Consider the following 11,938-nt stretch of genomic DNA (forward strand, 5'->3'; position numbering starts at 1 on the left):
CTATATAGTTAATTAAAAAAAGAGTTAGAGGTTGCGTCTTTAATTAGTAACACTTCAGAAGTTATTAAGGAACGTATGTTGAAAGTGTGGAAGGTAAAGATGCCGAAATGAATGATACCCTTAATTATCATTTGTTGGGACAGTTATCGAAAAGAAACTGTACTGTCACAATTTGTGATGTGCTACCGACATAGATTAAGCAGATGGTTGCATATCTAAAGGTATGCAACCATTTTTTTATGCTTTAAAGAATTATAAACTATTTGGAAGTATAATTTGAATGCGTTCATAATCATCGCATAACACAACAAAACTATTTTAGTTAGCCTCTACTGTAAGAAAGGGAGCTTCTATGAAAAAAGTCGAAAATCAAGATGATGGAATCAAAAGAGGACTGAAGGACCGCCATATTTCTATGATAGCAATGGGTGGTTGTATCGGTACCGGATTATTTATGACCTCTGGGGGAGCAATACACGATGCAGGGGCATTAGGTGCTTTAATTGCATATGCGATTATTGGAGCTATGGTATTCTTCCTCATGACATCTTTAGGTGAAATGGCAACGTATTTACCAGTGTCTGGTTCATTTAGTACTTACGCAACACGTTTTGTAGATCCATCTTTAGGATTTGCGTTAGGTTGGAACTATTGGTTTAACTGGGTTATTACAGTTGCAGCAGATGTAACCATTGCTGCACAAGTCATTCAATATTGGACACCTATGGCTGGTATTCCAGCATGGGTTTGGAGTTGTATATTCTTAGTTATTATATTCGCACTAAACTCTTTATCTGTTAGAGTTTATGGTGAAAGTGAATATTGGTTCGCTTTAATCAAAGTTGTAACAGTCATTATCTTTATCATTATTGGTCTTTTAACGATACTAGGTATTATGGGTGGAGAATTTGTAGGTTTCGAGACATTTACGAAAGGTGACGGACCAATTCTAGGTGGTAACTTAGGTGGAAGTTTATTATCAATTCTAGGCGTCTTCCTAGTTGCTGGATTCTCATTCCAAGGTACAGAGTTAATTGGTATTACAGCTGGAGAATCTGAAAATCCAGAACGCGCTGTACCTAAAGCTATTAAACAAGTATTCTGGAGAATATTATTATTCTACATATTAGCAATATTTGTTATAGGTATGTTAATCCCTTACGATAGTAATGCATTGATGGGTGGCGATGATAATATTGCTACTTCTCCATTTACACTCGTGTTTAAAAATGCTGGGTTAGCTTTTGCGGCATCATTTATGAATGCAGTTATTTTAACATCAGTTTTATCAGCAGGTAATTCAGGTATGTATGCATCAACACGAATGTTATATTCTATGAGTAAAGATAAATTAGCTTTCCATTCATTTGGTAAAACGAATAAATATGGTGTGCCATACTTATCTTTATTTGCGACAGCGATTTTAGTTGTTATTATTTTCTTAGTGCAAAAACTAAGTGGTGACGCATATGAATATATTGTTGCTGCAAGTGGTATGACAGGCTTTATCGCATGGGTAGGTATTGCAATTAGTCACTACAGATTTAGAAGAGCTTTCGAAAAACAACATCATAGTAAAAGGGAGTTGAAGTATAAAGCTAAATGGTTCCCATTCGGTCCTATATTCGCAGGCTTGCTCTGTGTGATTGTCATAATCGGGCAAGATGTTGATTTTATTAAAACAGGTCATTTCGATTTAAATCGCTTCATTATCACATATATGGGAATCCCAGTTTTCTTAGTATTCTTTATTTATCATAAATTGAGATATAAAACGAAGATAATTCCATTAGATAAAGTAGATTTAAGACAAGATGTTTCAATGGATGAAGTAAAACATCACTAATATTAAAATAATTGTTGACTTATATGATATACACTGATATGATTATTAACGTTGAATACGAAACGTACCAAGTAGAAACACCCGTTTCTCACCTGTAGCGACGCATCAAGCAGTTGGCAGGTTAATCATGTCACACATTATATGTGTATGAGAGAAGAGCGGGCATTCTATGCTCGCTCTTTTTGCTTGGAAAATTTCGTAAAATTTTGGGAGGTGTCAACCATAGCAAAAGATCAAACGCAAGTTAACGAAAAGATTCGCGCTAAAGAATTACGTTTAATTGGCCAAAATGGTGACCAAATTGGTGTTAAATCAAAACGAGAAGCATTAGAAATGGCTGAACGTGTTGAATTAGATTTAGTAGTTGTAGCACCAAATGCTAAACCACCTGTTGCAAGAATTATGGATTATGGTAAATACAAATTCGAACAGCAGAAAAAAGAAAAAGAAATGAAAAAGAAACAAAAAGTTATCAATGTTAAAGAAATACGCCTAAGTCCAACTATTGAGGAACATGATTTCCAAACTAAGTTGAAAAATGGTCGTAAATTCTTATCTAAAGGCGATAAATGTAAAGTTTCTATTCGTTTCAGAGGTCGTGCAATCACTCATAAGGAAATTGGTCAGCGCGTATTAGAAAAATTCGCTGACGAATGTAAAGATATTGCCACTGTTGAACAGAAACCTAAAATGGAAGGGCGTCAAATGTTTATCATGTTAGCGCCTATTAACGAAAAATAATTCACTATTATTAGGAGGAAATGAATCATGCCAAAAATGAAAACTCACCGTGGAGCAGCTAAACGTGTTAAAAGAACTGGTTCAGGTCAATTAAAACGTTCAAGAGCTTTCACATCACACTTATTTGCAAATAAAAACACTAAACAAAAACGTAAATTACGTAAAGCTAAATTAGTTTCTAAAAGCGATATGAAACGAGTAAAACAATTATTAGCTTATAAAAAATAATTGTAATTGATAAATGTACGATAATTAATTGTTATATCTAAGGAGGAATTTAATATGCCACGAGTTAAAGGTGGAACAGTAACAAGAGCACGTCGTAAAAAAACGATTAAATTAGCTAAAGGTTACTTCGGTGCTAAACACACATTATATAAAGTAGCAAAACAACAAGTAATGAAATCAGGTCAATACGCTTTCCGTGACCGTCGTCAACGTAAACGTGATTTCCGTAAATTATGGATTACACGTATTAACGCAGCTGCACGTCAACATGACATGAGCTATTCAAGATTAATGAACGGCTTGAAAAAAGCTGACATCAATATTAACCGTAAAATGCTTTCTGAAGTTGCTATTTCAGATGAAAAAGCTTTCGCAGAGTTAGTTTCAAAAGCTAAAGAAGCTTTAAAATAATTGATTTATAAAAGATGACTTTGAAGTCATCTTTTTTTGTTTTCAAATAATTAAGAATTGAAATTATAAATCGTTAATGCACCTTTATTTGTTCTTTGGTGATCGAGTTTGATAAAATGCTAATTAAGAAATTATTGTAAGGAGAACACTATGTCTAAATATGATGAGCAAATTATAGTTGTACCAAGAGATATCCTTTTTGAACAAGAGTCAAATGCTTTTAACGGCTTTTTAACTAAAAATGATCCACAAGGTGAAGCGATATTTAATACTTTTTCTAATTATGAAGTTAAAAGACGTGGAGATATGGAAGAAGATCCTTCATATAAACAATTAATATCATATTGTCTTTTAGAAAATGAGAAAAATGAAATATTAGTATACAAAAGATTAAGTGGTGGTGGAGAGTCACGTTTACATGGTCAATCTTCTATCGGTGTAGGTGGACACATGAATGATGTGATTGGCGCAAATTCTGTAAATGAAGTTTTAAGGGTAAATGCTCAAAGAGAGCTAGAAGAAGAAGTCGGTTTATTAGAAGCTAATTCTCAGAATTTGGAATATATAGGTTTTATAAATGATGATACAAACGATGTGGGTAAAGTACATATAGGTGTAGTTTTTAAAATTAAAGTTAACTCAAATGATATTGAAGTACGTGAAACAGATACATTAAAAATTCAATGGTTAGAAAAAGAGCGTATTGATAATAATGATGAATTTGAAACATGGAGTGCATTAATTTTAAAAGATTTATAGGAGGGATACAACATGTCAGACATCATCCCTTTTCCAAAACTACAACAAAAATTGTATAAAGATATTAAATCATCTCATAACAGTCAACATTACGAAACAGTATATCAATTAATTGAAGATTATGAAGCACAATTTGAACTAGATGAGACATTAGCCTTAATTAAATGTGATATGTTATATCATTTGAATTCGTTTTTGGAGTTAAGAGAAGAAGCTATTGTACTTTTAAAAAGAGGCATTCAAGCGTATGATGAGTTAATGTTATATTATATCAAGGCGTTAAATGGCTTAGGTCAGTATTATGAGTCTGTAAATGTTATCAATCAAATTATAGACGAAGTTCAAAGTCATAAAACAAGAATGGCGTTATTTCCATTAAAGGAATATGCTCAATCTCAACTCAATGAAGATAAACATATCACAAGCCAATCATTGGCTAAATTTAATACACTCAATGTGAATGAACAAATACAATTAGTTCTTAAATTAATTGATAATGGGCATTATGAATTTAAAGAAACTATAGCCTTTTTATTATCTAATGAGGTTGAGGCAGACAATTTAAAAAGTTTAATGTTAGAATTTTTAAGATTTGCTGGCTACAATACACCAATTAATATTAACAAGATGAATTATTCAGTTAACGTTATTCCTAATGAGCTTAATGGTTTGGAACATACTGAACTTAAAACTCAAGTAATTCCTCGAGTAATTGATAAGCTAGAAAATGGAGCACTCAATATCATTGATGAAGCAATACATACCATGAATAATCATGCTATATTACTATATCCACTTAATGTATTCGATTTATACACTTGTGATGATTGGATTACTGGTTATGATGTTTACTTTAAATCAATGATTGGTATACAAACTAATGAAGATAGTTTAAAAATATTAAATTTTATTAATAGTCTTGATGGTCAAATTTGAGCAAATTATTTTATATTGTTAAATTAATTCGTTAAAGTTAGATTATTGAATTTTAAAAGTGTTTTAAACCCTATAAAAGACTGTTTGTGTCCGTATAGGACGTGTGCTATAATAGGGAAGTTGAAAAAATAAAAATGTAATCATGGAGGTATTTATACATGACAGCAACTTGGGAAAAAAAGGAAGGTAACGAAGGATTATTAAAAGTTACAGTTCCAGCAGAAAAAGTAGACAAAGCATTAGATCAAGCATTTAAAAAAGTAGTTAAACAAATTAACGTGCCTGGTTTCCGTAAAGGTAAAGTGCCTCGTCCTATCTTTGAACAACGTTTCGGTGTAGAAGCATTATATCAAGATGCGGTAGATATTCTATTACCTGAAGCATATGGTGAAGCTATTGATGAAACTGGAATCAATCCAGTAGCTCAACCAGAAGTTAATGTTACACAAATTGAAAAAGGTAAAGATTTTGAATTTGAAGCTACTGTAACTGTTGAACCTGAAGTTCAATTAGGTGATTACAAAGGTTTAGAAATAGAAAAACAAGATTCAGAATTAACTGATGAAGATTTACAAGAAGCAATTGACCATAGCCTAGGACACCTAGCTGATATGGTAGTTAAAGAAGATGGTGCTGTTGAAAATGGAGATACAGTAAACATTGACTTTGATGGCTATGTTGATGGCGAGCAATTTGAAGGTGGACAAGCAGATGGTTATGATCTTGAAATTGGCTCAGGCTCATTTATTCCTGGATTTGAAGATCAATTGGTAGGCGTTAAAACAGGTGAAGAAAAAGATGTAGTTGTAACTTTCCCTGAAGAATATCATGCTGAAGAATTAGCTGGCAAAGAAGCTACTTTCAAAACTAAAGTAAATGAAATTAAATATAAAGAAGTACCTGAATTAGATGATGAAATTGCAAATGAATTAGATTCAGATGCTAACAGTGTTGATGAGTACAAAGAAAACTTACGCAAACGTTTATCAGAACAAAAAGCTGAGGAAGCTGAAAATGTTGAAAAAGAAGAAGCAATTAATAAAGCAACTGATAATGCTACAATCGATATTCCTCAAGCAATGATTGACACTGAATTAGATCGTATGGTTCAAGAATTTGGTCAAAGAATCCAACAACAAGGATTAGATTTACAAACTTACTTCCAAATTTCAGGTCAAGATGAATCTCAATTAAGAGAACAAATGAAAGATGATGCAGAACAACGCATTAAAACAAACTTAACACTTTCAGCTATTGCCGATAAAGAAAATATTGAAGCAAATGATGAAGATATCGATAAAGAATTAGAAAAAATGAGTAAACAATTTAATATCTCAGTTGAAGATATTAAAAATACTTTAGGTAATACTGACATTATTAAAAATGATGTACGTATCCAAAAAGTAATTGACTTACTTAGAGACAATGCTAAATACGTTGAATCTACTAAAGAAGATAAATAATAATTCATTGTTAAATTAATAATTAAAATTTAAAGTAGCAGGTGCATCAATATATGTAACCTGCTACTCTATGTTTTAAGCATTTTAGTTGTTAACCATGAATTTGCATTGTAGAATGCTATCTAGTATAGTCGTTTAAGAATAGAGGTGTAAATGAATGTTTAAATTCAATGAAGATGAAGAAAATTTAAAATGTTCTTTCTGTGGTAAGGACCAAGACCAAGTTAAGAAATTAGTCGCAGGAAGTGGCGTATATATCTGTAATGAGTGTATCGAACTATGTTCAGAAATTGTAGAAGAAGAGTTAGCTCAAACGACTTCTGAAGAATTTACTGAACTGCCTACACCGAAAGAAATTATGGATCATTTAAATGAATATGTTATTGGTCAAGAAAAAGCTAAAAAATCTTTAGCAGTTGCAGTATATAATCACTATAAACGTATCCAACAATTAGGACCTAATGAAGATGAAGTTGAGTTACAAAAAAGTAATATTGCGTTAATAGGACCAACTGGTAGCGGTAAAACACTATTAGCACAAACATTAGCTAAAACTTTAAACGTTCCATTTGCTATTGCAGATGCTACAAGTTTAACTGAAGCAGGTTACGTTGGTGACGATGTAGAAAATATTTTATTACGATTAATTCAAGCAGCTGACTTCGATATTGATAAAGCTGAAAAAGGTATTATCTATGTTGATGAAATTGATAAGATTGCTAGAAAATCTGAAAACACATCAATTACACGTGATGTATCTGGTGAAGGTGTTCAACAAGCCTTACTTAAAATTTTGGAGGGAACGACTGCAAGTGTGCCTCCACAAGGTGGACGTAAACATCCAAACCAAGAATTAATACAAATTGATACAACAAATATCTTATTCATTCTAGGTGGTGCGTTTGATGGCATCGATGAAGTAATTAAACGTCGCTTAGGAGAAAAAGTGATTGGATTTGCAAGTAATGAAGCGGATAAATACGATGAAGAAGCATTGTTAGAACAAATTCGCCCAGAAGACTTACAATCATATGGTTTAATACCTGAGTTTATTGGTCGTGTGCCAATAGTTGCTAACTTAGAAACATTAGATGTAGAAGCGCTTAAAAACATTTTAACGCAACCTAAGAACGCTTTAGTAAAACAATATACTAAAATGTTAGAACTTGATAATGTTGAGTTAGAATTTACCGAAGAAGCATTAGCTGCGGTAAGTGAGAAAGCTATTGAGCGTAAAACAGGAGCACGTGGATTACGTTCTATCATTGAAGAAGCATTAATCGATATCATGTATGATGTTCCTTCATCAGAAGACGTAACTAAAGTTGTTATTACTGATAAAACAATTAATGATGAAGTTGACCCAGAATTATACGATTCTGAAGGTAACATATTAAATGATAGTAAAACATCAGCATAATTAAGTTTGAGTACGCTTTGTAAAGATTGCGCCGAACAGTTGAAATAATTTTAAGATTTTATAAACAATTAAAGTTGGAGTGGAACATCGAATTCTATTTGAATTCTGTTCTGCTCCTTTTTTAATTAAAAAATTGCTTATTTAGATATAATGAAATATATATTATAATGAAACAGTTAAATTTAATTACTAAAGAGAGGATAATTTATGAATATTAATCCTAATAACATTGATTTGATTATAAGTGCTGTACAAGAAGCTCAATATCCTGATACAGGTTTATCTGAAGTAGCATTAAGTGGACGTTCAAACGTTGGTAAATCTTCTTTCATTAATAGTATGATTGGCAGAAAAAATATGGCTCGCACGTCGCAACAACCAGGCAAAACACAAACATTAAATTTCTTTAATATTGATGATCAATTAATATTTGTCGACGTCCCTGGGTATGGCTATGCAAAAGTGAGTAAATCACAACGTGAGAAATTTGGTAAAATGATTGAAGAATATTTGACTAAGAGAGAGAGTTTAAAGCTAGTCATTCAATTAGTTGACTTACGACACAATCCTACTGAAGATGATGTTTTAATGTATAATTACTTAAAACATTTTGATATACCTACACTAGTTATTTGTACTAAAGAGGACAAGATTGCAAAGGGTAAGATTCAAAAGCATATTAAAAATATTAAAGAGAAATTAGATTTAGATCCAGATGATACGATTATTAGTTACTCATCAATTCAAAATACAAAGCAGCAACAAATATGGGATTTAATTGCTAATTATTTATAATTATTTTAATCTAAGCAGAGGTCAAACTTCTGTTTAGATTTTTTAATGGGATAAGTGTCAAAATTTTGACTTTAAATTAGAATCTTTCTAATTTGTTTGAGCAATCAACTTAAAATCATTAAATTATGTGTTATACTAACTGTATTGTTAGTATTTGGAGGGCGTTATAAATGCATTTTATTGCTATAAGTATAAATCATCGCACTGCCGATGTAGCACTTAGAGAGCAAGTAGCTTTTAGAGATGATGCCTTACGATTAGCCCATGAAGATTTGTTCGAAACTAAATCTATTTTAGAGAACGTCATTTTATCTACATGTAATCGTACTGAAGTATATGCTATTGTTGATCAAATTCACACAGGTCGTTACTATATTCAAAGATTTTTAGCGCGTTCATTTGGATTTGATGTAGATGATATAAAAAATATGTCAGAAGTTAAAGTGGGGGACGAAGCAGTTGAACATTTACTGCGTGTCACTTCTGGCTTGGATTCAATTGTATTAGGTGAAACTCAGATTCTTGGACAAATGAGAGATGCATTCTTTTTAGCTCAAGACATTCAAACAACTGGTACAATTTTTAATCATTTATTTAAACAGGCTATTACTTTCGCTAAAAAGGCGCATAATGAGACTGACATAGCAGATAATGCTGTGAGTGTTTCATATGCAGCAGTTGAATTAGCTAAAAAGGTATTTGGTAAACTAAAAGGTAAACAAACTATTATTATAGGTGCAGGGGAAATGAGTGAATTATCACTCTTAAATTTATTAGGTTCTGGTATTGATGATATTACTGTCGTTAATAGAACTGAAACTAATGCGTATAAATTAGCAACGAAGCACGGCGTAAATTATAATACACTTGAGTCATTACCAACTCTTTTGACTAATGCTGATATTGTTATCAGTTCAACAAGTTCGCCAGATTTTATTGTTACAAAATCTATGATTGAGTCGGTCAATCTTAAGAGAAAAGCTTCTTCATTATTGTTAATAGACATTGCGGTTCCTAGAGATATTGAACCAAATGTTAATATCAGCGAAAATATTTTTAGCTATGACGTGGATGATCTTAAAGGTTTAGTTGATGCTAACTTGCGAGAACGTCAGATGGCTGCTGACTTTATAGCAAGTCAGATTCCTGATGAAGTCCAGGCTCATAATGATTGGGTAAATATGTTAGGTGTTGTACCTGTAATTAGAGCATTGCGTGAAAAAGCAATGACAATCCAGTCAGAAACAATGGATAGTATTGATAGAAAGCTACCTGATCTTAGTGATAGAGAACGTACAATCATTTCGAAACATACTAAAAGTATTATTAATCAAATGTTGAAAGATCCAATAAAACAGGCCAAAGAATTGAGTAATGATAAGAGAAGTAATGAAAAATTAGAGCTATTTCAAAACATATTTGATATTGATACTGCAGACCCTTACGAGGATATTAAAGCTCGTAAAGCACAAAAAGAAAAAGAAGTTTCTATCCGTCACATCTTTAGTTTTGAATAAGCATATTAATATGGTGATAATATGCAAGAGACCCTGTTTATTAGATTTCATGAAATAATATTAATTATATATTTAATTAGTATTCTCTGTTATTTTATAGATTTCGTTAAAAAGAGTCATAAAATTAGAGAATTAGGAATTTATACATTAGGGATTGTTTGGATATTGCAAACAATCTCTTTATCTGTTTATATCACTTCGCATAATGAAATTCCGTTGAGTTCATTATTTGATGTATTTTTCTTTTTATCATGGATAACTATATGTATAGCACTGGTTTTAAATGTAGTTAAAGTATTAAGTTTTTCAGTATTCTTTCTCAATGTTATTGGATTTATATTATTGATGATGAATACTTTTCAACCTGAGCATTACTCAACAAATGTGCAACGCATTGCAGTTATAAATGAATTGTTATTAGTGCATATAGGCTTAGCGGTATTAAGTTATGCTCTTTTTGCACTAGCTTTTGTAAATTCATTACTTTATATTATTCAATACCGCAATTTAAGGGAAAAGAATTTTGATCAAAAATACTTTAGAATTGGTAGCGTAGCCACACTTGAAACGGTTGTTTTTTATTCATCTTTAAGTGGTTTCATTATATTAATTTTGAGTGTTATTTTAGGCGCACAGTGGGGTGTCTATGCAATTGGACATAGTATTTTTGCTGACCCTAAAGTAGTACTATCTTCTATTATTACAATTTTTTACGCTATTTATTTACTAAGTCGTATTAATCGATGGTTTAAAACAATTTATTTAATTTACTTTAATATTATGTTATTTTGCTTATGCATGATTAATCTATTTTTTACAACACATTTCACTTGAATTTTCAAATGTCATTAGGAGGCAACAATTATGCGCAAATTGGTTGTAGGCTCACGTAGAAGTAAGCTTGCCTTAACTCAGAGTCAACAATTTATAGATAAGTTAAAAGCGGTGGATCCAACACTTGAAATAGAAATTAAGGAGATTGTCACTAAAGGTGACCGCATCGTAAATAAACAATTATCTAAAGTGGGCGGTAAAGGACTATTTGTTAAAGAAATCCAACAAGAACTTTTTGACAAAGAAATTGACATGGCAATACACTCACTTAAAGATGTACCAAGTATCATTCCTGAAGGTTTAACACTAGGTTGCATACCTGATAGAGAAGTTCCATTTGATGCTTATATTTCTAAAAATCATATACCTTTAAATGAATTACCGGATGGTAGTATTATTGGTACGAGTTCATTAAGACGTGGTGCTCAAATTTTATCTAAATATCCAAACTTAGAAATTAAATGGATAAGAGGAAATATTGACACTCGACTTAAAAAATTAGAAATAGAAGATTATGATGCAATTATTTTAGCTGCTGCAGGACTTAGACGTATGGGTTGGTCAGATGATATTGTAACGACTTATCTGGACAAAGATATTTTATTACCAGCTATTGGACAAGGTGCATTAGGTATAGAGTGTCGTAGTGATGATGTCGAACTATTGGAATTATTAAGTAAAGTTCATAATCAAGCAGTAGCGAATTGTGTTACAGCTGAAAGAACATTCCTTTCAGCTATGGATGGTAGTTGTCAAGTACCTATTGGAGGGTATGCAACTAATAAGGAAAATGGTGAAATTGAATTTACTGGGTTAATTATGACTCCAGACGGTACAAAGAGATATGAGCACACAGAAGTTGGTAAAAATCCTGTTGATTTAGGTGAAGCAGTCAGCCGTGTTTTAAAAGAACAGGGTGCTTATGAAATAATCAAAAAACTAAATGAAGAGCAAGCGCATTAAACCAGATTATTGAGGTGTAATGAAA

The 11,938-nt window shown here is 31.7% G+C and carries 12 protein-coding genes, 1 riboswitch and 1 other annotated feature; all 12 genes read left to right on the forward strand.

All coding sequences use genetic code 11. The features are described 5' to 3' along the window. Window positions 1–17 precede the first annotated feature (17 nt). Window positions 18–193, forward strand: a riboswitch (Lysine riboswitch). 159 nt (window positions 194–352) lie between these two features. The 12 genes from EQ029_RS05795 (at window position 353) to hemC (ending at window position 11,913) form a co-directional block, all read left to right on the forward strand. Further along, complete coding sequence (locus tag EQ029_RS05795) at window positions 353–1,846, forward strand: amino acid permease (RefSeq protein WP_016930836.1); 1,494 nt, start codon at window positions 353–355, stop codon at window positions 1,844–1,846. A 63-nt stretch (window positions 1,847–1,909) separates the two neighbouring features. Further along, window positions 1,910–2,037, forward strand: a sequence feature (ribosomal protein L20 leader region). Window positions 2,038–2,059: 22 nt separating this feature from the next. Beyond that, window positions 2,060–2,587: a translation initiation factor IF-3 gene (infC, locus tag EQ029_RS05800; RefSeq protein ID WP_029376631.1), complete on the forward strand. Its 528-nt coding sequence runs from the start codon at window positions 2,060–2,062 to the stop codon at window positions 2,585–2,587. 27 nt (window positions 2,588–2,614) lie between these two features. Continuing rightward, on the forward strand, window positions 2,615–2,815 hold the full coding sequence (gene rpmI / locus EQ029_RS05805) for a 50S ribosomal protein L35 (RefSeq protein WP_002448990.1): 201 nt from the start codon (window positions 2,615–2,617) through the stop codon (window positions 2,813–2,815). 54 nt (window positions 2,816–2,869) lie between these two features. Next, window positions 2,870–3,226: a 50S ribosomal protein L20 gene (gene rplT, locus EQ029_RS05810; RefSeq protein ID WP_011275545.1), complete on the forward strand. Its 357-nt coding sequence runs from the start codon at window positions 2,870–2,872 to the stop codon at window positions 3,224–3,226. A 150-nt stretch (window positions 3,227–3,376) separates the two neighbouring features. Continuing rightward, on the forward strand, window positions 3,377–3,985 hold the full coding sequence (locus EQ029_RS05815) for an NUDIX domain-containing protein (protein ID WP_037558152.1): 609 nt from the start codon (window positions 3,377–3,379) through the stop codon (window positions 3,983–3,985). Between the two features lie 12 nt (window positions 3,986–3,997). Continuing rightward, a complete protein-coding gene (locus EQ029_RS05820; protein ID WP_057504826.1) occupies window positions 3,998–4,921 on the forward strand; it encodes a hypothetical protein in 924 nt (307 codons plus the stop codon). Between the two features lie 158 nt (window positions 4,922–5,079). Next, complete coding sequence (gene tig, locus EQ029_RS05825) at window positions 5,080–6,384, forward strand: trigger factor (protein WP_016930839.1); 1,305 nt, start codon at window positions 5,080–5,082, stop codon at window positions 6,382–6,384. A 157-nt stretch (window positions 6,385–6,541) separates the two neighbouring features. Beyond that, window positions 6,542–7,804, forward strand: a complete 1,263-nt coding sequence (clpX, locus tag EQ029_RS05830; RefSeq protein ID WP_016930840.1) for an ATP-dependent Clp protease ATP-binding subunit ClpX — start codon at window positions 6,542–6,544, stop codon at window positions 7,802–7,804. 207 nt (window positions 7,805–8,011) lie between these two features. Next, on the forward strand, window positions 8,012–8,599 hold the full coding sequence (gene yihA / locus EQ029_RS05835; RefSeq protein WP_011275552.1) for a ribosome biogenesis GTP-binding protein YihA/YsxC: 588 nt from the start codon (window positions 8,012–8,014) through the stop codon (window positions 8,597–8,599). A gap of 170 nt (window positions 8,600–8,769) precedes the next feature. Then, entirely contained in the window at window positions 8,770–10,116 is a 1,347-nt protein-coding gene (hemA, locus tag EQ029_RS05840) for a glutamyl-tRNA reductase (protein ID WP_016930841.1), read from the forward strand. 21 nt (window positions 10,117–10,137) lie between these two features. Then, the gene (locus tag EQ029_RS05845; RefSeq protein ID WP_057504825.1) at window positions 10,138–10,950 is read left to right on the forward strand and encodes a cytochrome C assembly family protein; all 813 of its coding nucleotides are present in this window, start codon (window positions 10,138–10,140) and stop codon (window positions 10,948–10,950) included. 30 nt (window positions 10,951–10,980) lie between these two features. Beyond that, window positions 10,981–11,913 (forward strand): hydroxymethylbilane synthase, encoded by a 933-nt coding sequence (hemC, locus tag EQ029_RS05850; RefSeq protein WP_011275555.1) that lies wholly within the window; start codon window positions 10,981–10,983, stop codon window positions 11,911–11,913. The last annotated feature ends 25 nt before the right edge of the window (window positions 11,914–11,938 follow it).

The sequence above is a fragment of the Staphylococcus haemolyticus genome, from assembly GCF_006094395.1.
Taxonomy (GTDB): domain Bacteria; phylum Bacillota; class Bacilli; order Staphylococcales; family Staphylococcaceae; genus Staphylococcus; species Staphylococcus haemolyticus.